General features: G+C 30.8%; 22 protein-coding genes. 18 read left to right on the top strand and 4 right to left on the bottom strand.

What is annotated here, in order from left to right; translation table 11 throughout:
* The first annotated feature begins 96 nt into the window (after positions 1–96).
* From ACSYT2_RS12595 to ACSYT2_RS12565, 7 genes are all read left to right on the top strand, one after another.
* Complete coding sequence (locus tag ACSYT2_RS12595; protein ID WP_430855572.1) at positions 97–969, top strand: metal ABC transporter solute-binding protein, Zn/Mn family; 873 nt, start codon at positions 97–99, stop codon at positions 967–969.
* Between the two features lie 136 nt (positions 970–1105).
* A complete protein-coding gene (locus ACSYT2_RS12590; protein ID WP_438384892.1) occupies positions 1106–2908 on the top strand; it encodes a MutS-related protein in 1803 nt (600 codons plus the stop codon).
* A gap of 20 nt (positions 2909–2928) precedes the next feature.
* Entirely contained in the window at positions 2929–3903 is a 975-nt protein-coding gene (locus tag ACSYT2_RS12585; protein WP_430855570.1) for a serine hydrolase, read from the top strand.
* Positions 3904–3962: 59 nt separating this feature from the next.
* Complete coding sequence (locus tag ACSYT2_RS12580; protein ID WP_430855569.1) at positions 3963–4379, top strand: CBS domain-containing protein; 417 nt, start codon at positions 3963–3965, stop codon at positions 4377–4379.
* Positions 4380–4518: 139 nt separating this feature from the next.
* The gene (locus tag ACSYT2_RS12575; RefSeq protein WP_430855568.1) at positions 4519–4788 is read left to right on the top strand and encodes a metal-sensing transcriptional repressor; all 270 of its coding nucleotides are present in this window, start codon (positions 4519–4521) and stop codon (positions 4786–4788) included.
* 22 nt (positions 4789–4810) lie between these two features.
* On the top strand, positions 4811–7042 hold the full coding sequence (locus ACSYT2_RS12570) for a heavy metal translocating P-type ATPase (protein ID WP_438384891.1): 2232 nt from the start codon (positions 4811–4813) through the stop codon (positions 7040–7042).
* Between the two features lie 28 nt (positions 7043–7070).
* A complete protein-coding gene (locus tag ACSYT2_RS12565; RefSeq protein ID WP_430855566.1) occupies positions 7071–7277 on the top strand; it encodes a heavy-metal-associated domain-containing protein in 207 nt (68 codons plus the stop codon).
* A 47-nt stretch (positions 7278–7324) separates the two neighbouring features.
* Here ACSYT2_RS12565 and ACSYT2_RS12560 read toward each other — a convergent pair whose 3' ends face one another.
* The 3 genes from ACSYT2_RS12560 to ACSYT2_RS12550 are packed head-to-tail and all read right to left on the bottom strand — an operon-like array spanning position 7325 to position 9291.
* Positions 7325–7981 (bottom strand): DUF1292 domain-containing protein, encoded by a 657-nt coding sequence (locus ACSYT2_RS12560; protein ID WP_430855565.1) that lies wholly within the window; start codon positions 7979–7981, stop codon positions 7325–7327.
* A gap of 11 nt (positions 7982–7992) precedes the next feature.
* Positions 7993–8646, bottom strand: coding sequence for a PspA/IM30 family protein (locus tag ACSYT2_RS12555; protein WP_430855564.1), 654 nt, complete (start codon positions 8644–8646; stop codon positions 7993–7995).
* A gap of 21 nt (positions 8647–8667) precedes the next feature.
* Positions 8668–9291, bottom strand: a complete 624-nt coding sequence (locus tag ACSYT2_RS12550) for a hypothetical protein (protein WP_438384890.1) — start codon at positions 9289–9291, stop codon at positions 8668–8670.
* A gap of 387 nt (positions 9292–9678) precedes the next feature.
* Between ACSYT2_RS12550 and rpsA the strand changes: the two genes are divergently transcribed.
* Positions 9679–10824 (top strand): 30S ribosomal protein S1, encoded by a 1146-nt coding sequence (gene rpsA / locus ACSYT2_RS12545; RefSeq protein WP_430855562.1) that lies wholly within the window; start codon positions 9679–9681, stop codon positions 10822–10824.
* A 116-nt stretch (positions 10825–10940) separates the two neighbouring features.
* Here rpsA and pyk read toward each other — a convergent pair whose 3' ends face one another.
* Positions 10941–12359, bottom strand: a complete 1419-nt coding sequence (gene pyk, locus ACSYT2_RS12540; RefSeq protein WP_438384889.1) for a pyruvate kinase — start codon at positions 12357–12359, stop codon at positions 10941–10943.
* Between the two features lie 170 nt (positions 12360–12529).
* Between pyk and ACSYT2_RS12535 the strand changes: the two genes are divergently transcribed.
* The 10 genes from ACSYT2_RS12535 to mreC all read left to right on the top strand — a co-directional run bounded on the left by ACSYT2_RS12535 (position 12530) and on the right by mreC (position 21774).
* Positions 12530–13981 (top strand): aminoacyl-histidine dipeptidase, encoded by a 1452-nt coding sequence (locus ACSYT2_RS12535; RefSeq protein WP_438384888.1) that lies wholly within the window; start codon positions 12530–12532, stop codon positions 13979–13981.
* A gap of 209 nt (positions 13982–14190) precedes the next feature.
* A complete protein-coding gene (locus ACSYT2_RS12530; protein ID WP_430855769.1) occupies positions 14191–15753 on the top strand; it encodes a beta-N-acetylhexosaminidase in 1563 nt (520 codons plus the stop codon).
* A gap of 101 nt (positions 15754–15854) precedes the next feature.
* Positions 15855–16034, top strand: a complete 180-nt coding sequence (locus ACSYT2_RS12525) for an HTH domain-containing protein (RefSeq protein ID WP_430855559.1) — start codon at positions 15855–15857, stop codon at positions 16032–16034.
* A gap of 196 nt (positions 16035–16230) precedes the next feature.
* Positions 16231–16752 (top strand): GNAT family N-acetyltransferase, encoded by a 522-nt coding sequence (locus ACSYT2_RS12520; RefSeq protein ID WP_438384887.1) that lies wholly within the window; start codon positions 16231–16233, stop codon positions 16750–16752.
* 128 nt (positions 16753–16880) lie between these two features.
* A complete protein-coding gene (locus ACSYT2_RS12515) occupies positions 16881–17510 on the top strand; it encodes a C40 family peptidase (RefSeq protein ID WP_430855556.1) in 630 nt (209 codons plus the stop codon).
* A 130-nt stretch (positions 17511–17640) separates the two neighbouring features.
* Positions 17641–18324, top strand: coding sequence for a hypothetical protein (locus tag ACSYT2_RS12510; protein ID WP_430855555.1), 684 nt, complete (start codon positions 17641–17643; stop codon positions 18322–18324).
* A gap of 270 nt (positions 18325–18594) precedes the next feature.
* A complete protein-coding gene (locus ACSYT2_RS12505) occupies positions 18595–19161 on the top strand; it encodes a Maf-like protein (protein WP_438384886.1) in 567 nt (188 codons plus the stop codon).
* A gap of 38 nt (positions 19162–19199) precedes the next feature.
* A complete protein-coding gene (gene radC / locus ACSYT2_RS12500; RefSeq protein ID WP_430855553.1) occupies positions 19200–19889 on the top strand; it encodes a RadC family protein in 690 nt (229 codons plus the stop codon).
* 19 nt (positions 19890–19908) lie between these two features.
* Positions 19909–20925 (top strand): rod shape-determining protein, encoded by a 1017-nt coding sequence (locus ACSYT2_RS12495; protein ID WP_430855552.1) that lies wholly within the window; start codon positions 19909–19911, stop codon positions 20923–20925.
* A gap of 3 nt (positions 20926–20928) precedes the next feature.
* Positions 20929–21774, top strand: a complete 846-nt coding sequence (mreC, locus tag ACSYT2_RS12490) for a rod shape-determining protein MreC (RefSeq protein WP_430855551.1) — start codon at positions 20929–20931, stop codon at positions 21772–21774.
* Positions 21775–21779 lie beyond the last annotated feature (5 nt).

The following is a 21779-nucleotide window of genomic DNA, read 5'->3' as shown; positions in this document are numbered from 1 at the left end:
TTATATTTTAAATAGTAATTGACATTAAATAGTAAAGGGGTTATGATGAAGATAGAATTGTAAATGCAAATCATATGCAACAAGTAGAGGTGGAAAATGAAAAAAATATTATTAAAATTATCAATGTTAATGATTTTACCAATTGCCTTAATAGGATGTGGTAATACTAAAAATGAAGATACAACTAGTGATAAATTAAAAGTAACAGTTTCTATAAGTCCATTAAAAGAATTTACTGAGGCAATAGGCGGAGATAAGGTAGAAGTAACTACTTTAGTGCCTGAAAACACAGAACCTCATGATTTTGATTTTAAGCCAAGGGATTTAGAAAAGGTTATGAATGAGAAACTATTTATATATAATGGTCTTGGGATGGAAGATTGGTTAAGTCAGCTTGAAGGGAAGGATATAAACCTTATAGATAGTAGTAAGGATGCAGATATAATAAGAAATGGTAATAAAACAGATCCTCACTTATGGTTAAGTTTAAAGGGAGCAACTAGCCAAAGCTATAACATAAAGAACGCACTTGTAGAAGTAGATCCAGATAATGAGGATTACTATGAAGAGAACTACAATAAATTTAAGGCTGAATTAGATGGATTATATGATGAATATAAAACTAAGTTTTCAGATATAAAAACTAAAGACTTTGTAACAAGTCATGCAGCTTTTGCCTATTTATGTAGAGACTTTGGATTACAACAAAAGTCAATAAATGATATCTTTGGGGAAGAGGGAGAAGAACGCCCTCAAGATAAGGTGAATTTAATTAAATACTGCATAGATAATAATATTACAACTATCTTTTCAGAAGGAACAGACTCGAATAAAAAAGCTGAATCATATGCAACTGATATAGGTGGAAAAGTTGAAAGTATATATACATTAGAGACTAAAGTCGAAGGAAAGAGCTATATTGAAGCTATGAGATATAATTTAGATGTTATATATAATTCAATGAAGTAGAGTGATTTTTAATAGGCAGAATAAATAATTATTAAAATTATTTATTCTGCTTATTTTATTTCGGGTAATACTAAATATTGGTTTTTACACTATACTATGATATCTTAGAATTATAGAATAAAAGAGAGGTATAATTATGAATAAAGCTGAAAAATTTTATGATGATAATATAAAAAAAGCAAATGAAGAAATAAATAAGTTAAATCAATCAATTGCACAAATAGGATGGGCTAGATTATTAATTGTACTTGTAGCAGGATTTGCTATTTATAAAGTATATAAGAATTCAGGAACATTAAATGCAGGATTAACTTTATTTATGGGAGTAACAGCATTTATAATTATTGCAACAATACATGGTAAGAAGATAAATAGAAGAGAGAAGCTTGAGTTAATTCTTGAGGTGAATAATAAAGGAATCAAAAGGTTAAATGGTGAATATAGGTCTTTTGTAGATAAGGGGGAAGATTTAATTGAAGAAGGACATCCATTCTGTGAGGACCTAGATGTTTTTGGACAAAACTCTTTATTTCAAATGATTAATACAACTAGAACAAAGAGTGGTAGAAGGAAGTTAGGGGAACTTCTATCACTAAAAAGACTTCCTACTGAGAAAGAAATACAAGAGAAGCAAATAGCAATTAAAGAGCTTGGAGAAAAGGTTGAATGGAGACAAAAGTTATATGTAGATGCTACATTTAAGAAAAGTAAGGGTGAGGAGCTTGAGGATTTAATTAAATGGAGCAAAGAAGAAAGTAGTGGTAATAAGACCAAAATACTTATTGCATCTACATTTATAGCAATAACCCTTATAGGATTATTTTTAGCAATAACCAAAGTAATTACACCATCTATGTTAATATTAGACTTAATAGTTAATTATGGAGTTATAAAAGTTTTAACTAAGGATAGAGAGGAGGTTATAAAACTTTTTCACTCTATAAAATATAGTGTCAAATCATATTCTAATATTCTATCTTTAATTGAAGACGAAGAATTTGAATCCTCTTATCTTCAAAATTTGAAAAAGAAACTTAATGAAGATTCAAATATATCTTGCAAAGTTGAAATGAAAAAATTATCAAGCTTATTAGATTGGGTAGGCGATTCGGCAGGAAATGCCTATTTCTTTATAATTAATGTATTTGTATTTGCTGATGTATTTATTTTATATAATTTAAATAGGTGGAAAGAGGCAAACGGAGATAAAATAGAGCAATGGCTTGAGGTAATGGGTGAATTTGATGCCCTTTGCAGTATTTCAAATATTAGTTTTGATCACGAAGAGTGGTCTTTTGCTAAAATTACTGAAGATAAAGAAATTAATGGAGTAGGTATATCACATCCACTTATTGGAGATAGAGCTGTAGCAAATGATTATGAGTTAAACTCACCTAAACAAATTACTTTAATTACTGGGTCAAACATGTCAGGAAAAAGTACATTTTTAAGAACTGTAGGTATTAATATTGTTTTAGCCTATATAGGGGCACCGAGCTGTGCTAAGAGTTTTAGATGCAGTATTATGAATATATATACTTGTATGAGAACTAAGGATAATCTAGAGGAAAGTATATCTTCATTTTATGCAGAAATATTAAGAATTAAATTAATAATTGAAGCATGTAAAAGAGGAGAGAAGGTACTATTTTTATTAGATGAAATATTTAAAGGTACCAATTCTAGGGATAGGCATATAGGTGCAACAGTTCTAGTTAAGCAGTTAGCTGAAAATGGTGCAATAGGTTTACTTTCAACTCATGATTTGGAGTTATGCGATCTTGAAGAAAGTATGAGGGAAATAGAAAATTATAATTTTAGGGAGTTTTATGATAATAATAGAATAAATTTCGATTATAAGTTAAGAAGGGGAAAAAGTACTACTCAAAATGCTGTCTACTTAATGAGGATTGCCGGAATAGAAATAATAGAAGGTTAATTACGTGGAGGGATAATATTGTGTGTAAACATAAGGTGAGGGATAAGAGAAGAAATATTACTAAAAATAATAAGGGAAATAAGAAAAGAATAGTTATATTTATTCTAGCTTTGATAGTAGGATTTAGTGCAAGTGTTTTATTAGAAGAGAAAAAGATAGTAGAAAATAGAAGTGAATCAGATGAGGAAAGAATTAAAGTGGCTCAAGCAGAAGCAGTTAAAGAAGATATTAAAAAGAAGGAACGAGAAGAAGCAGATAAAATAACGGATAAGATTAAAGAAAAAGTAGAAGCTATACTTGGTTCAAATAAGGAGGCTTATGGAATTTATTACTATGACCTAACAACTGGTTCTGAATATGTATTAAATGAAAATAAGGAATTTGAAGCAGCTAGCACAGTAAAGGTGCCCATTGCAATGATGGTTGCAGATAAGATAAAAAATAAAGAATTAAGTAAAACTGATAAAATTGCTTATGAAGAATATGACTATGAAGGTGGCGCAGGAGTTCTTCAAGGGGATATTAAAGTAAATCAAAAAATTTCTATAGATGAGTTACTTAAGGATATGATTGTAGAGTCAGATAATATAGCTACAAATATGTTGAAACGAGTTGTAGGAAGTAAGGATGAATATATTTCTAAAATAACAGGAATTGAAATGAATAATCATAATAATTTACTTACACCTAAGCAGGAGAAGATAATCCTACAAAATCTTTACGAAAGACAATTTGATAACCCTATGTATTCTGAAATTATTGAATTAATGAAGAATACAAGTTCACATGATAGGTTAGATAAATATATACCATATGAAAAAGTTGCACATAAAATTGGAGATTATGCTGACTATATAAATGATATAGGAATAATTTATACGGACAAGCCATATATTCTATGCGTATGTACTAAAGGAGAAGGAGAGAAAGGCAGGGAAAATATTGCTAGTATTTCCAAAGCAATATATGATATTAAGTCTGACAAGCTATCTTAATTTATGTTAAAATAGAATTATACAGAATAACTATCTAACTAGATATAAAGGGGAGAATTATGAATATAGCATTTTTTCTTACACCAAAGAATGAAGTGATTTGCGAGAACGCAGATTCAACAATGAGACAAGTTATGGAGAGAATGGAGCATCACGGTTATACAGCCATCCCACTTATAGATAAATCAGGAAAGTATGTAGGAACATTAACAGAGGGAGATTTGCTTTGGAAGCTTAAAAATACGCCAGATTTGAACTTTATAAATACAGAAAGTGTAAAGGTTAGTGAAATACCTAAAAGACTTTCTCATAAAAGTGTTTCAATCAATGCAGATATAGAGAGTTTAATAAATCTAGCGGTTAATCAAAATTTTGTGCCAGTGGTGGATGATAATGGAACATTTATAGGGATAATAAAAAGAAGCGACATTATAAATTATTGCTTTAATGAACTTAGTAAGGTTAAAAGAAAATAATAAAGATATTGAGACATAGTAAGACTATGTCTCTTTTTTATAAGGGAAAAATAATAAAGTTATATGTTGACAAAATAAGAATGAAGACATATACTAAAAACATACCCCCCCTATACGGGGTGGGAGTGGAGGTGTTGTGATGAACTCAGATAAGAAAAAAGCATTACAGCTTTTGAAAACTTGTAGGGGACAAGTGGAAGCTACTATTAAAATGCTTGAGGATGAAAGGTATTGTATTGATGTTTCAAATCAGATAATAGCAGCACAGGGGCTGCTTAAGAAAGCTAATAAGCTTATATTAACTCAGCATATGCATACTTGCCTTAAAGATGCGGTAAATAATGAAGGCGAGAAAGATCAAAAAATAGAGGAGGTTGTTGATATCGTTAGTAAGTTAATTGATAAATAGCAACCTGAAATGGAGGAATTAAATGAAAAGAAATCTTAAAGTGACAGGAATGACTTGTGCGGCTTGTTCTAGTAGAGTAGAAAGAGTTTTAAATAAATTAGAAGCAGTGGAGTTAGCAGAGGTTAACTTAGCTACTGAGGATTTATATATTAGCTATGATGAAGAGAAACTTTCTGTTGAAGATATTATAGCTAAGATAGAAAAGTCTGGATATGGTGCTTATGAGGTTAAGGATGATGATTTAAAGATAGATGATAGTGATAAGGAGGAGGCAATTAAATCTTTACGCAATAGATTTATATTATCATTAGTATTTGCTATACCATTACTTTATATATCAATGGGACATATGATGGGAACTCCGATTCCTAGCATTTTTGATCCAATGATTAATCCAATGAATTTTGCACTTATTCAATTAGTTTTAGTTATACCAGTTATGATAGTAGGTAGGAAATTCTTTATTCATGGATTTAAAAATCTAATACAATTAAGTCCTAATATGGACTCATTAATTGCAATAGGTACTTCTGCAGCATTCTTACATGGGATATATGCTGTTTATAAAATTGCATCGGGGAATGCTCATTTTGCTATGGAATTATATTTTGAATCTGGTGCAACAATATTAACACTAATAACTTTAGGAAAATATCTTGAGGCCAAAACTAAGGGGAAAACTTCTGAAGCAATAAAAAAGCTTATGGGATTAGCACCCAAGACAGCAACTATTATAGTTGATGGAGTAGAAAAGGTAGTTCAAATAGATGAAGTTAAGGCAGGAGATATAATCTTAGTTAAACCAGGGGAGAAACTTCCAGTAGATGGCGAAATTACAGAAGGAAACACAACTATAGATGAATCAATGCTTACAGGAGAAAGTATTCCAGTAGATAAGAGTACTGGCGATACTGTATTCGGAGCAAGTATTAATAAGTTTGGAATGTTTAAGTATAAAGCTACTAAAGTAGGGAAAGATACTGTATTATCTCAAATAATTAAATTAGTTGAGCAGGCACAGGGATCTAAGGCACCTATTGCAAAGATGGCAGATATTATATCAGGCTATTTTGTACCAACTGTAATAGCCTTAGCTATAGCATCATCATTGGTTTGGGCATTTACAGGTAAAGGCCTTGAATTCTCAATTACTATATTTATTGCAGTTTTAGTTATTGCTTGTCCATGTGCATTAGGTCTTGCAACACCTACAGCAATTATGGTTGGTACTGGTAAGGGTGCAGAAAATGGTATCTTAATTAAGAGTGGTGGAGCTTTAGAAGGAGCTCATAAGATAAATACAGTTGTTTTTGATAAAACAGGAACTATTACAGAAGGGAAGCCTAAGGTTACTGACATAGTAACAGTAGGGATATCAGAAGAAGAATTCTTAAGAATAGCAGCTTCAGCTGAGAAGGGTTCAGAGCATCCACTAGCTGATGCTATAGTTGTAGAGGGTAAGAATAGAGGGTTAGAATTATCGGATGTAAAAGAGTTTAAGTCAATTCCTGGAGAAGGAATAGTAACAATCATTGAAGGAAATGAAGTTCTTCTAGGAAATACAAAAATAATGAGAAACAATAAGATAAGGATAGATGAAATAGCTGATGAAGCTGCAAGATTAGCAGAGCAAGGGAAGACACCTATGTATATGGCTGTAAATAAAAAACTTGTTGGTGTTATAGCAGTAGCTGATACATTAAAAGCTAATAGTAAGAAGGCAGTAGAAGCTCTTCATAAGCTTGGAATAGAAGTAGTTATGCTTACAGGAGATAATGAGAAGACTGCAAAAGCAATAGCTAAGGAAGTGGGAATTGATAGAATAATTTCTGATGTACTGCCAGGAGATAAGGCTAATGAGATAAAAAGACTTCAAGATGATGGAAAGAAGGTTGCAATGGTTGGAGATGGTATTAATGATGCACCAGCACTTGCAATGGCTGATATAGGAATGGCAATAGGATCAGGAACAGATATTGCAATTGAATCAGCAGATATAGTTTTAATGAGAAGTGATATATTAGATGTAGTAGGAGCAATACAATTAAGTAAGGCTACTATAAAGAATATTAAAGAGAATTTAGGATGGGCATTTGGATATAACATTTTAGGTATACCAGTAGCTATGGGAATACTGTACGCTTTTGGAGGGCCTTTATTAAATCCTATGATAGCAGCATTTGCAATGAGTTTTAGCTCAGTATCAGTATTATTAAATGCTTTAAGATTAAAAGGCTTTAAGCCTAAATTTTAATAAAAATTAGTTTAGGAGGAATGAAAAAATGGCAAAGTTTAAAGTTGAAATTTCAGGAATGTCATGTATGCATTGCGTAGGTCATATAAAGACAGGATTAGAGGATTCAGGTAAGGTTACATCTATGGAGGTTAAAATTGGAGAAGCTGTTGTAGAAGGTAATATTACCGAAGCAGAAATCAAAGAGATTGTTGAAGAAGAAGGATTTGATGTTGTTTCTATAGAAACAGTTTAGAATAATATGAAAAAGCTAAGGTTTAAGCTTAAACCTTAGCTTTTTTCTTAATAATCTGATTCTTGATAGGTTTGAACAGCAAGGTCAAACTCTTCAGCATCTGTAATTTCACCAAAATCATCGTCTTTAATACCAGGATAGTAGTATAGAACAAGCTTATCATTAGAGTCATACATATTTTCAAGTAAAATATATAATTTATCTAGCTCGCAATTCTCTACAGTGCCAAGAACCTTGTACTTACTTGCCCTTCCTGTATCATTGTTTGTAAGATCTAAGTTGAAATTTGTGTAACTTCTTAAGTTAAGTTTTTCCTTATCACAACTTTTAATAATGGAATTTTCTTTACAGGTTGTACAGCCACCAAATTTACACTCGAAAGCACAGCTTAAGCATTGGCATTTTGAACAGTTTTCTAGTTGTTTAAAGGTATTTGTATTTTTCAACTTATGAGCTCTTAAATTTTCAATTCTATCATCACTTTTTAGCATATTAAAGATTGATTTCTTTTTTGAATCTAGCTCAGTATCATTAAGCTTATCAATGTATTCATTTAATATTCTAATTTTAGTGTAATATCTTCTTTGCTTTAATTGACTTTCTTCTAAGAATGGGGATATCTCGCTGATTGCATAAGTTATATCAGTGAAAATTTTGCCCCAATAATCTCGTTCCTCATTAATAAAATCAATGTCCCTAGCCATTAGATCACCTATTAAAGTCCAGATTTATATTTTTCTAATTCGGAATCAAGATCTATTTCATCTAGCTTTTCAAATTCGCTATCAAAATCATCAACTTCTCTTAATTCACCTAAACCATTAGCTAAAGATTCTTCTCTAGCGATTTTTCTTTCTATATTATCAATTTTAATAGAATTTGTCTTGGTTTGAACATTAGCTAAGACTTCATTAACCTTCTTAGAAGCTTGAGCATTTGAGTATCTAGCAGCAGCTTCATCTCTATAGCTTCTTGTTTTATCTATTTCTTCTTGTAAAGCTCTAAGATTTTTCTTTAAAGAATCAGCTTGAACTTTAGAAGTTTCATAGCTTGCTTTTAATGATTCATACTTCTTATCACTGTCTACTTTTTTAGCTAAAGCTCTCTTAGCTAAATCTTCATTACCCTTTGAAAGAGCTAATTTAACCTTTTGATCATAATCGGCTGCTTCTTTTTGAGCTAAATTCATTCTTTTTTCAATTTCATGAACATTTCCTAATACTTGAGCTGAGTTTAATTTTGCTTTACTTAATTGTTCATCCATATCCTTTAGCTTTTGATCTAATAATTCAATTGGATTCTCCATTTCATCTAAAGTTGCATTAACCTTTCCTTTAACCATGTTTGACATTCTTGTAAAAATTCCCATAATATAACCTCCTAAAGTTAACTATTTTCTTTTATTTCTCAAATAGATTTTAATAAATACTATAACAACAATGAAGATAACTGCCATTGCTATTAATGTAAATATCATGCTTGATGCAGAGCCACTGCCAATAAAGAATGGCATCCTAAACCATGAGTTTCGATAGGAACTACGCCCACCTCCGCTACTTCCAGAATAGCTTCCAGAATTATTATTAGTAGTGGTATTTTTATCATTTTTGGAAGAGTTATTATCTGATGTTGAGAATGAGCCAGATTTAAAGTCTCCACTACTTTTACTACTACTGGATCCACTACTTTTTTCCTTAGAACTTGAGCTAGAACTAGAAAAACTTCCAGATTTAAAATCAGATGATTTTTTTGATGAAGAGGAACCAGAGGATTTACTACTACTCTTTGAACTCTTCGAACTACTGGAACTTTTAAAACCTCCAGAACTTTTTGAACTGGAGCTTTTTCCACTCTTTGCTAGTAAATTTTCATCCTGTGCTTGTACTGTTGTGCCTAAATTAGGTAAATCACCTACTAAAGAAATTACATCTAATCCTAAATTGGTAAATGTAAATGCTAAAGCAAGTATTAAAGTAAATATGAGCTTTTTATTTAACTTTTTTATAACTTGCACCCCCCAAGAATGATTATGTTTATATTATATTTCATTAATAATAGTATAACAAATAGTATATTATCCAGGATTTACACAAATAGAGTCAAAAAGACTAAAGAGGTAAGCGATAACTCTTTATATCTTAATATATCTATGATTATCTATTAATTATAACTTTATAAGTGGTTTAAAATACTATTTATAAAAAATATATGTGGCTTCATACTATATTATACCATATGACTTGAGAGTAATATCTATATTTAATCAGTGAAAATTTATTAATGGATTATAACAAAGTCTAGGAATATGAACAACTCAAATCTAATGAGTAGATACTTGTATAAAAAGTTACATTCGTATAAAATTATAGGTATGTGAAAAAGAATTTAGGGAGTGATTAATATGACAAATGAAATAACCAATAATAGCATGAGTGAATTTTTAAATGATTATGATGTTAAGAGAATTAGTCAAGGGGAAATACTAAAAGGTAGAGTAATTGAAGTAAATGAGAAAGAGGTTACTGTTAATATAAACTATGCTTTTGATGGTGTAATTACAAAGGAAGAATTAACAACTGAAGAGGTTAGCCCTTTAGAAGTAGTTAAGAAAGATGATGAAATAGATGTTTATGTTATCTCTCCTAATGATGGTGAAGGATATGTGGTTCTTTCAAGAATAAGAGCTTTAGCTGTTACAGAAAAGGAAGAATTAAAAAAGGCGTTTAAGAATGGAGAAATTATTTCGGTGAAGGTTAAAGAAGTTGTGAAAGGTGGAGTAGTAGCTTACTATGGAAGCACACGAGTATTTATTCCAGGATCACAAATTTCAAGAGAAAGAGTGGATTCTAATTCAGTATTAGGAGAGAACTTAGAAATTAGATTAATAGAATTAGATTTAAGAAATAGAAAAGTTGTTGGCTCAAGAAGAGTAATTGAAGAAGAACAATATGCTAAGGATAGAAAAGCAGTTTGGGCTTCAATTAAATCAGGAGAAAAAAGAAGCGGAACAGTTACTAGAATAGCTAAGTTTGGAGCTTTTGTCGATATTGGTGGAGTAGATGGACTAATTCATATAAATGATTTAGCTTGGGAAAGAGTTAAAAGAGTCGAAGATGTAGTTAATGTTGGAGATAAGGTTGAAGTATTTGTAGGTGAAGTTGATTCTGAAAAAGAAAGGTTAGCTTTAATACTTAAGGATGTTGATAAGGAACCATGGAAAGTTCATGGGGACTCAATTAAAGAGGGAGAAATATTCGAAGGCAAAGTTATTAGATTAACTAGATTCGGAGCATTTGTTCAAATTTTACCTGGTGTAGAAGGCCTTGTACACATAACTGAAATTACAGATGAGAATATTGCTAAAGCTGAAGAGGTATTAAAGGTAGGTCAAATGGTTAAGGTTAAAGTCTTAAGCATAAATAAAAATGATAAGAAATTAAGTTTAAGCATTAAGGATGCAGTTGAAAAGAGTAAGGAATATCTTCAATATACTGATAACAATGAAGAAGTAACTTTAGGGGATTTATTTAAGGATTTTAAATTCTAAGAATTGAATTTTATAGATTATATAAGGCTGTTCAAAATAAATTAATATTTTGAACAGCCTTATTTATGAGAAAATATATGATATTAAATAGGTATAGTGGACTTAAAAATAAAGAATTATAATTTTTCAATTTTAAGCATATTAGTACCGCCAGTTTGTGTAGTTGGCATTCCAGCAGCAACTATTATATCATCACCTATATTAGCAGCATTTAACTGAATAGCTTTTTTCTTGGCTTCTACTAAAATTTCATCCGTAGTATTAAACATTGAACATCTAATAGGCAATACACCGAAGTTTAATGTAAGGCTTCTTCTTACATCGTCATAAGGTGTAATAGCAACTATGGTAGGTTTTGGTCTATATTTTGAAAGCAATCTTGCAGTTGAACCACTCTTAGTAGCAGCAACTATAGCTTTTGCATTTAATACTACAGAAGTTCTACAAGCAGAGTAACTAATAGCATCAGCATAAGCAGTTAATGAAGGTTCGTTAGTTCTATTTATTAAATGATCATACTCTAAATTATCCTCAGTTTCTTTGGCGATTCTTGACATTGTTTCTGCAGCTTCAATAGGGAAACTTCCAGAAGCACTTTCACCAGATAGCATAATTGCATCAGTACCATCGAATATTGCATTACAAATATCAGAAGCTTCAGCTCTAGTTGGAAGGGAATTTCTAATCATTGAATCAAGCATTTGTGTTGCAGTAATAACAATCTTACCTGCTTTGTTACATTTTTTTATGATACTTTTTTGGATGATAGGAACTTTTTCTATAGGAATTTCAACTCCCATATCACCCCTAGCAACCATAACTCCATCAGTAACTTCTATGATAGAATCAATATTATCAACACCTTCTTGGCTTTCAATCTTAGCAATTATTCCTATGTTTTCTCCATCATTATCCTTAAGAATTTTTCTTACCTCTAGAATATCGCTAGCCTTTCTTATAAATGAAGCAGCTATAAAGTCAACACCCATCTTGCAGCCAAAGATTATATCATCTATATCTTTTTCGGTTATTGAAGGAAGTTGAATAGTTACATTTGGAACATTAACACCCTTATGATTTTTAATTAAACCACCAGCTATAACTTTACATTTAATTTCCTTACCTATTACATCGATTATTTCAAATTTTAATAATCCATCATCTACAAGAATACTTCCACCAATCTTAACATCCCTATAAAGAATGTCATAAGATATAGAGCAACGTTTATTATCTCCAAGTATTTCTTCACCACAAATGAATGAAAATTCTTGATCTTTCATAAGTTCAACACCATCATTAATGAAGTTATGAGTCCTGATTTTTGGACCTTTTATATCAAGGATAATAGCAGTTGGAGAATCCATATCTTCTCTAATTTTTTTTATTAAATCTATTTTTTCTTTATGAGTCTCATGAGTTCCATGGGAAAAGTTCAACCTTGCTGCACTCATTCCTATATCAATAAACTTTCGTAGTATTTCTTCCTTATCACTAGCAGGACCAATGGTAAATATCATTTTTGTTTTTTGCATAAATGTTAACCCTCCTAAAATAATTTGTAATTCGTCAAAATTAGTATATGCAAACTTTATAAAAGTAAGTTAATTTAGCTATAAAATTAAATAAAGATCACATAAATATGATATACTAAAAATGTTCTTAGTATAATATTAACATATTATAGATGAAAGGAAGTATGAATATGGAAAATTTACAAAATATTAAGCCACAGAGTGTATTTAAATATTTCGAAGAGATATCTAATATACCAAGAGGTTCAGGAAATGAAAAAGAAATAAGTGATTATTTAGTAAAATTTGCAAAGGATCTAGGATTAGAAGTAATTCAAGATGAAGCATTAAACGTTATTATAAAAAAACCTGCTTCAAAGGGATATGAAAATGCTCCAATAGTTATTTTACAAGGGCATATGGATATGGTTTGTGAAAAAAATAGTGGAACAGACCACGATTTCTTAAAGGACCCATTAAAGCTATATGTTAAAGGTGATAATATCTATGCAGAAGGTACTACTTTAGGTGCAGATAATGGTATTGCTGTAGCATATGCAATGGCAGTTCTAGCTGATAATACTATAGAGCATCCTCCAATAGAAGTTCTAATAACTTCTGATGAAGAAACTGGAATGACTGGAGCAATGGCAGTTTCTAAAGAACATATCAATGGTAAAATTCTTATTAATATAGATACTGAAGAAGAAGGATATTTGTTAGTAAGTTGTGCTGGTGGAATAAGAACTAAATCTTCAATAAAGGTTGAAAGAGAAGATTTAGCAGGAGAAAAGATATATGAAATAAAGGTAAGAGGACTTAAAGGTGGTCACTCAGGTATGGACATAGATAAATGGAGAGGAAATGCCAATAAAATTTTAGGTAGAGTTCTTAAAGATTTATTAGAGATAGTTGAGTATTCAATAGTTTCAATCGATGGTGGTTCAAAGAATAATGCTATTCCAAGAGAAGGAGAGGCAGTAATTGCAATTCAAGAAAACTTTGTTAATGAATTAATTTCAAAAATTAACAAGTGGAATGACGTATTAAAAAATGAATTATCAGCTCAAGATCCTGGAGTAACTCTTACTGTAGAGGAGTCTTCTAAATCTATAGAGAAAAAGTTTACAAAAAATTGTACGGAAAAAGTAGTAAACTTACTTTATATCTATCCAAATGGTGTTAATACAATGAGCATGAATATTGAAGGATTAACAGAAAGCTCAACTAACTTAGGTATTGTAGCTACTACAGAAGAGGAAGTTGCCTTTGATAGTGCGGTTAGAAGTTCCGTACCTTCTTTAAAGGATGAAGTTGTTAATAGAATTAAAACAATTACTGAATTATTAGGTGGAGAGTTCTTAGCAAATGCAGGATATCCAGCATGGGAATATAAAGCAGAATCTAATATAAGAGATATTTGTAAAGATGTGTATAAGAGAATGAATGGTAAGGAACCAAAGGTATACGCAATTCATGCAGGTGTTGAATGTGGATTATTTGAAGAAAGATTAGGTGATCTAGATATGATTAGTTTTGGACCTAATATAAGAGATGCGCATACACCGGAGGAACATTTATCAATATCTTCTACTCAAAATGTATGGGAATTTTTATTAGAAGTATTAAAAGAAATAAAGTAAGATTTTATAAATGGCTGTATCAGAATGACTAAATAATTCTGATGCAGCCTTTTTTCATATTTAAATTATTATTTATGCTAATAATTTAAGTTAACTTTGACAAAATACCACATATATCCATATTATATTGTAAAATAAATACAAGGATTATTTATATAAGATCTATAATGATTGGAGGGAGATTAAGATTGAAGTCAAAAAAGGGACTAATGCTACTAATAATAGTATTAGTAGTATTAACGGTATCTGTATCGATATTTGTAAAAAGCAAGTATTCAGAATCTAATACAGTAGAGACAGAGGAGATAGCACTCATACCGAAACCTTTGAACTATGAAGTAGGTGAGGGAGAGTTTATACTTACAGAAGACACCTCAATTTATGTGATGGGTAATAGTAGCGAAGAGACAGAGGAAGTATACAAAGTTGCTGAGTTCATTAGAGATAAGTTTAGGCCATCAACAGGTTTTGAATTAGATATTATAAAATCAGATGATGTTCCTCCAGGAAATATTTATTTGACCACTTTAGGAGGAGAAGAAAATAAAGGAAATGAAGGTTATCAAATAGTTACTACTGAAGAAGGTGTTAAATTAGTAGGAAACAAAGCAGAAGGACTTTTTAGGGCAGTTCAAACATTAAGACAACTATTACCATCAAGTATAGAAAAAAGAACATTAGTTACTGATGTAGAATGGAAGATTCCTTTTTCAACAATTAAAGATAGTCCTGAATATGGTTACCGTGGATTAATGATCGATGTGGCAAGACACTTTTTTACAGTAGATGAGATTAAAAGACAAATTGACTTTGCATCCCAATATAAAATAAATAAAATTCATATGCATCTTAGTAATGACCAAGGTTGGCGTTTAGAAATAAAAAAATGGCCCAATTTAACAATTAAGGGTGGTAGTACAGAAGTTGGTGGCGGATCTGGTGGATACTATACACAAGAAGACTTTAAGGAATTAGTTAGATATGCAAGTGAAAGATATATAGAAGTTATCCCTGAATTTGATATGCCAGGTCATACAAATGCAGCATTAGCATCTTATGGATTCCTTAATGAAAATGGACGAGAGAGTGCCTTATATATGGGAATAGATATTGGTTTTAGTACTTTAATGTGTCGTGATGAGAAAACATATGAATTTATTGAAGACATAATAAAAGAAGTTGTTGAAATATCACCTTCACAGTATATTCACATAGGAGGGGATGAGGCAAATAGTACTGAAAAGTCAGATTATGATTACTTTATAGGTAGAGTAACGAAATTAGTTGAGAAATATGGTAAAACTCCAATTGGATGGGATCCAGCTGGCACAGTACCTGAAATAAGTGAAAATTTTATATTGCAGAATTGGTCTGACTCTAATAAGTGGACTAATCAAAAGAATCTGAAAAAAATTATATCTATTGCAGGTAAGACTTATTTAGATATGAAGTATAAGGAAGGAAGCGATTATGGTCTGGTATGGGCAGGATTTAATCCAATAGAAGATGCTTATAAATGGGATCCTACAGATTATGCACCAAAGGATGAAGTTATAGGCATTGAAGCTCCTTTATGGTCAGAGACAATAATAAATTCAAAAGCTATGGATTATATGATATACCCAAGGTTATTAGGTCATGCAGAGATTGGATGGAGCACTAAGGAATCAAGAATTTGGGAAGATTATAGGAATAGACTGAAATTTCATGCCATGAGAATGAAGAATCAAGGTATAGAATATTACTCTGATCCAGAAATATATAATAAATAACAGAAGCAATAAGATATATCCTATTAAATAATATTAAATATTGATTAAAAATATTAATATGGATATAATATTAATATTAAGATTATGGAGGTAAGAAAATAATGGACGTTAAAGAGAAAGTATTAGAAATATTAAATAATTCAGAAGAGCCACTAAAAGGTGGGCAAATTGCTGAATTAGCAGGAATTGATAAGAAGGAAATTGATAAGGCAATTAAGTCTTTAAAAACAGAAGAGAAAATTATCTCTCCAAAGAGATGTTTTTACTCAATAAACAAATAGTAAATATAATAACAAAATTAGTACACCTATTACTTTAATCTTCTAATATAGTTAATGATGAAGGTTGAGGTAATAGGTGTACTATTTATTTATTTATTTATTTATTTATTTATTGCAAAAAATTTTTTATATGAAGGGAAAAAAGAAGAATTGTAGAATATTAAATAATAAATAAATATAAAAAAGGGGTGCTTTTGTGTTAGATATCCAATTCGATTGTAAGGGGTATAGATTTTTAAGTGTAAAAGAAGAAGACTTAGATGAACTTGCTAAGTGGATAAAAGAGAACAATAAGGATGATCATACTTGTTACTCTTTAGATAGTCAGATATTTTATAGAAGATACTTAGAATATTATGTAACAGATAATGAGAGTTTTATTAAAATATATAAAGAAGATAGGTTAATAGCGGTATTTAAGGGGAGAGTAGAACTTGAAGGTAAGTTCCAACTATTTGTATGGCTTTTTATAATGGAAGAGAGTGCTAGAAATGAAGGATTAGGTTCTGAAATAATTGAAATAATCATAGAATATTTTATAAGAGAGTATAAAATAGATACAATTGAGGTGGGGGTTGTTGGAAACAACCTAGAAGGAATTTCTTTTTGGAGTAGTAGAAACTTCCAAGTAGCTAGAGTTTCAAAAGACTTTTTCGAGGATAGAGAGGCAAAAGAAAGAGACCTTGTTATCATGAAAAGGAAAAATTATGAAAAGTAGCTTGACTATATAGTTACATATTTATATAATAGTACAGGTAGGGGAAGTCCCTATACATGTGTGTGAAAATGTTTACTATAAACTATTGTGGGAGTAACGAGCTTTCGTTAAAAGAGAGGGGAGTATCTATGTTTTCAAAAAGAAAGGTACTTATTAAAGTAATGGTTGGTGCATTTGTGTGTGCAGCTATTGGTATGGTAAGTGTAAGTGATGTTAGTGCAGATACAAGCGCTAAGACAAAACAAGGAGTAACACTTAAGACAAGTGAATTAAAGGTGAATAAGGTTATAGTTTCACCTAAACCTGTAAATAGAAATAATGAATCAACAGGTAATAATTCTAATAGAGAAGTTAGTAATAATACTAGCTCACAACCATTAACGAGAGGAGTAAATAGTTCGTCAAATCAAGTTATTAACTATGCATATAACTTCCTTGGAAGACCATATGTTTATGGTGCTAATGGGCCAAATTCATTTGATTGTTCAGGATTCACAAGTTATGTATATAAACATTTTGGCGTTGGTTTACCACGTACTTCTCAATCACAATTTGGAGCAGGTTCAGCAGTATCTAGAAACAATTTATCAGTTGGAGATTTAGTGTTTTTTAACACTTATGCGTCATTAGGCCATGTAGGAATATATATTGGCAATGGTGACTTTATACATGCAGCTTCTAGCGGCAGTGTAAGAGTAAGTTCCCTAAATGAAGGGTATTATAGCAGTAGATTTGCTGGCGGAAGACGAGTATTTTAGTTTATATTTTAATATGATCTCTACCTAAATTATATAGGTGGAGATCTTTTTTTTCTTTTTATTTACATAATGAATATAATTGTCTCTTCCCTAATATAAATAATGTATAGAATAAATAGGGAGGGAGAACATGAGATACACAAGATATGATTATAAGAAAAAAAAAGGTGGGAATTTTTTAATATGGCTAATATTTATTATTATCTTAGCTATAGGAATAGGTATGGGATTATTCAAAATTTTATTCTCATCAGATATTAATCCAATAGACACATCAAAAAAAGATCCTAGTTCGCAATCTGTACCAAGTACAAAAGAAGAAAATAAGGTGTTTGGAATTATTCAATGCGGTTTATACTCCACTAAAGAAGCAGCAGAAACAGCAATATCAACAATGCCAGTGGTTTTTCCAGCTTTTGTAGTTGAGGAAGAAGGAAAGTTCAAAATTATGGCTGGAGTATATGAGGGAGATATTCTTGAAAAGAAAATGGGGGAGTTAACAAGTTCCTCCATAAATAATTTTAGGATTAAATGCGATTTACCACAAAACTCAATGGAAAAAAAAGCAAAGGTAGAAGTGATTGATGCATACCTAAAAATAATTAATGGGCTTTACGAAAAAGATGCAGAGAGTATAAATACAGATGAGCTTAAAGTATGGGTGGATGAACTTTTAAATAATGTTAATGAAAAGGATGAAGAGATGTCAGTACTTGTAGAAAACATAAAAAATTTACCGGCAAAATATAAAAAGGAAAATGTTAAAGAATCAATGATTTTTATGTATAATTTACTAATAAAATACAAGGCTTAATAAAATATTAAGAATAAATTAAAATCCTTTATTATTGCCTAAACCTACTTGTTTAAAGGATTATATAATGATAAACTATATTAGGTGTAGTAATACTTAACCATTTATTATACCTAATATAGAGAGATTATCATTTTACATAAAACTATGGGAATAAGAGTAGATTTCTTTAGTATAAGTTATATTTTATAGATTACACTAAAAAAAATGTCTATTATTATGTAAATAGGGCAATACTTTAAAATGGTATATTTTTTAGGAAGTGATTTTTTGAAAGTAATATTAGCATCAGCTTCAGAAAGAAGACAAGAACTATTAGGTAGAGTTGTAAAAGACTTTGAAATTATGGTTAGTGATTTCGATGAAGATATGGTGAAGTATCAGGGGAATGTTTCTGAATATGTAAAAGAAATAGCACTTGGGAAAGCCCAAGATGTAGCAAAAAAGATAACAGAAGATGTGATTATTATTGCAGCAGATACTATAGTAACTTTAAATGATACTATACTTGGAAAACCAAAGGATGACTCAGAGGCATTTAGAATGCTTAAAAGCTTAAGTGGGAATAGTCATAAAGTATATTCAGGAGTGGTTTTAATAAATACTGCAACTGGAAAGACTTTAAAAAGCTCTTTAGCAACAGAGGTTAAATTTTCAAAATTGACTGATGAGGAGATCACTGATTACATAAAGAGTGGTGAGCCATTGGATAAAGCAGGAGCATATGGAATTCAAGGACAAGGTGGAGTTTTTGTAGAAGAAATAAGAGGTTGTTACTACAATGTAGTTGGACTACCTTTAAATAGGCTAAAATATATGATTAATGAAATAATATAATGAGGGATGGGGAATCTATATTTAAGAGGAGTGTATAAATGGACAACAACCTTAAAATAATGGATATACCTATAGAAGAACGACCAATTGAAAAACTAATATCCTTTGGAGCAGATACGTTAAGTAATTCTGAATTATTAGCCATTATCTTAAGATGTGGTGTAAGGGGAGAAAATGTTCTAACTTTAAGCCAGAGGATATTAAGCAAGCTAGATGGAATAAATGGAATTTTAAACGCCTCATATAAAGATGTTACTTCCATTAAAGGAGTTAAAGATGTAAAAGGATCTCAAATTTTAGCTTTAGCAGAGCTTTTTAGACGATTTAATACCTTAAAAGCAAATGCTGATAGGATTAGTATAAATTCACCAAGGGATATAGGAAATATGTTAATGGGTGAAATGGCTTATTTAAATCAAGAAGTTCTAAAATTAATTATTTTGAATACAAAAAACAAGATTATAAAAGTTAAAGATGTATTTAAAGGAAGCCTTAACTCATCGATAGTTCATCCAAGAGAAATTTATTGCGAAGCAATTAAATGTGGAGGAGCATCGATTATAATATGTCACAATCATCCTTCAGGAGATCCATCTCCAAGCAAGGAAGATATAAATATTACCTTAAGAATTAAGGAATGTGGAAAAATAATTGGAATAGATTTATTAGACCATATTATTTTAGGTGATAAAGATTTTATAAGTTTAAAGGAAAAAGGAATTATATAACTGAAAGGGGAAAAATACAATGGGATTTTTTGGAACAAGTAAAGACATGGGAATAGATTTAGGAACTGCAAACACACTAGTTTTCGTTAAGGGAAAAGGTGTGGTTTTAAGAGAGCCTTCAGTTGTTGCTATAAATAATACTACTAAAAAGCCACTAGCTGTAGGGGCAGAGGCAAAGTTAATGATCGGGAGAACTCCAGGGAACATTGTTGCAATTAGACCTTTAAAGGATGGAGTTATTGCAGATTTTGATGTTGCTCACACAATGATTAAATCATTAATTGAAAAGGCTGTAAGCAAGAGCTCATTTAAGAGCCCTAGGATAATAGTATGCTATCCTTCAGGCGTAACAGAAGTTGAAAAGAGAGCTATTGAAGAAGCGACAAAGCTTGCTGGAGCTAGAGATGTTATTCTTATGGAAGAACCAATGGCAGCAGCTATAGGAGCAGGACTTCCAGTAAGTGAACCAACAGGAAGTATGATTGTTGATATTGGTGGAGGTACTACTGAGGTAGCAATTATTTCACTTGGAGGAATTGTGACTAGCAAATCATTAAGAGTTGCAGGTGATGAATTAGATCAATCTATAATTGCTTATATTAAAAAAGAATATAACCTAATGATTGGAGAGAGAACAGCAGAAACAGTAAAAATGGAAATAGGTTCTGCCTTTAAAGTTGATGAAGAAGAAAAAACAATAGAAATTAAAGGTAGAGATTTAATAACTGGACTACCTAAGGTAATAGAAGTATCAGAAGTTCAAATTAGAGATGCTCTAAAAGAGCCAGTATATGCAATAATTGAATCAATTAAGACTACATTAGAGAAGACACCACCAGAGTTAGCAGCAGATATCATGGAAAAAGGTATAATGCTTGCAGGTGGAGGAGCCTTATTAAAGGGATTAGATGTATTAATTACTCGTGAAACTAATATGCCTGTACATATTGCTGAAGCGCCTCTTGACTGTGTAGTTTTAGGAGCAGGTAAGGCTCTTGAAGACTTTGATAAAATTAGCAGAGATGAAAGAGTTTAATATATGAAGCTTCTAAAGAACAAACTGACAGTTACTATAATAGTGCTGTCAGTTGCCTTTTTAGGGTTAATAGTAGTTACAGTCAAGAGAGAAGGCAAAGGGTTAGAAAGTAGTGCAGGGAGTGCTTTAAACCCAATTCAAAAGATTGCATATAACATGAACAGAGGTGTAAAGGATTTTGTTGATTTCTTCTTGAATTTCTCAGAAGTCAAAGAGGAAAATAAAGAATTAACTAAAGAAAATGCAAAGTTAGAAAATAAATTGACAGAGTATTCTGATTTAGCAGAAAAAAATGAGGAACTTCAGAAGTTACTAGATTTTAAAGATCAAAGAAGTAATTATGATTACATAGCTACTAATATTATAGGTGTTAGTGGTGGCAATATATTAGATGGATATATTGTGGATAAAGGAAGTGATGATGGAGTTCAAAAAGGTATGGTAGTTATTGCAGCAGATGGGTTGATGGGACAAGTTTCCAGTGTGGGAAAAGATTGGTCTATAATTCAGTGTATAATTAACGAAAATATAGCAGTTAGCGTAATGTCAGAAAGTACTAGGGAAAATGGTGGTATATTAAAAGGGTATAAAGATAGTTCTGGAAAGAATCTTGCAAAGGTAGTTAACCTTTCTATAGATTCCACAATAAAAGAAGGTGATGTAATACTTACATCTGGACTTGGAATGCTTTACCCAAAAGAGATTAGAGTTGGAGAAGTAGTTTCAGTAGAAGAAGATAAGGTTAAGGTTATGAAAAGCGCTGTAGTTAAGCCATATGTTGATTTTAACAAACTAGAAGAACTACTTATAATAGCTCCAAAAGATAAGAGAGAAATAAAGTATAACTAGAGGTG

The organism is Clostridium zhoujianii (assembly GCF_051590805.1).
Taxonomy (GTDB): domain Bacteria; phylum Bacillota; class Clostridia; order Clostridiales; family Clostridiaceae; genus Clostridium.
The sequence above is the reverse complement of the archived record's forward strand: the minus strand, read 5'-3'. Positions and strand labels throughout refer to the sequence as shown.

Coding starts and splice junctions, on each gene's coding strand:
- ACSYT2_RS12595 (WP_430855572.1), top strand. CDS start 97: ATGAAAAAAATATTATTAAAATTATCAATGTTAATGATTTTACCAATT.
- ACSYT2_RS12590 (WP_438384892.1), top strand. CDS start 1,106: ATGAATAAAGCTGAAAAATTTTATGATGATAATATAAAAAAAGCAAAT.
- ACSYT2_RS12580 (WP_430855569.1), top strand. CDS start 3,963: ATGAATATAGCATTTTTTCTTACACCAAAGAATGAAGTGATTTGCGAG.
- ACSYT2_RS12575 (WP_430855568.1), top strand. CDS start 4,519: ATGAACTCAGATAAGAAAAAAGCATTACAGCTTTTGAAAACTTGTAGG.
- ACSYT2_RS12570 (WP_438384891.1), top strand. CDS start 4,811: ATGAAAAGAAATCTTAAAGTGACAGGAATGACTTGTGCGGCTTGTTCT.
- ACSYT2_RS12565 (WP_430855566.1), top strand. CDS start 7,071: ATGGCAAAGTTTAAAGTTGAAATTTCAGGAATGTCATGTATGCATTGC.
- ACSYT2_RS12560 (WP_430855565.1), bottom strand. CDS start 7,981: ATGGCTAGGGACATTGATTTTATTAATGAGGAACGAGATTATTGGGGC.
- ACSYT2_RS12555 (WP_430855564.1), bottom strand. CDS start 8,646: ATGGGAATTTTTACAAGAATGTCAAACATGGTTAAAGGAAAGGTTAAT.
- rpsA (WP_430855562.1), top strand. CDS start 9,679: ATGACAAATGAAATAACCAATAATAGCATGAGTGAATTTTTAAATGAT.
- pyk (WP_438384889.1), bottom strand. CDS start 12,359: ATGCAAAAAACAAAAATGATATTTACCATTGGTCCTGCTAGTGATAAG.
- ACSYT2_RS12535 (WP_438384888.1), top strand. CDS start 12,530: ATGGAAAATTTACAAAATATTAAGCCACAGAGTGTATTTAAATATTTC.
- ACSYT2_RS12530 (WP_430855769.1), top strand. CDS start 14,191: ATGCTACTAATAATAGTATTAGTAGTATTAACGGTATCTGTATCGATA.
- ACSYT2_RS12525 (WP_430855559.1), top strand. CDS start 15,855: ATGGACGTTAAAGAGAAAGTATTAGAAATATTAAATAATTCAGAAGAG.
- ACSYT2_RS12515 (WP_430855556.1), top strand. CDS start 16,881: ATGTTTTCAAAAAGAAAGGTACTTATTAAAGTAATGGTTGGTGCATTT.
- ACSYT2_RS12510 (WP_430855555.1), top strand. CDS start 17,641: ATGAGATACACAAGATATGATTATAAGAAAAAAAAAGGTGGGAATTTT.
- radC (WP_430855553.1), top strand. CDS start 19,200: ATGGACAACAACCTTAAAATAATGGATATACCTATAGAAGAACGACCA.
- ACSYT2_RS12495 (WP_430855552.1), top strand. CDS start 19,909: ATGGGATTTTTTGGAACAAGTAAAGACATGGGAATAGATTTAGGAACT.
- mreC (WP_430855551.1), top strand. CDS start 20,929: ATGAAGCTTCTAAAGAACAAACTGACAGTTACTATAATAGTGCTGTCA.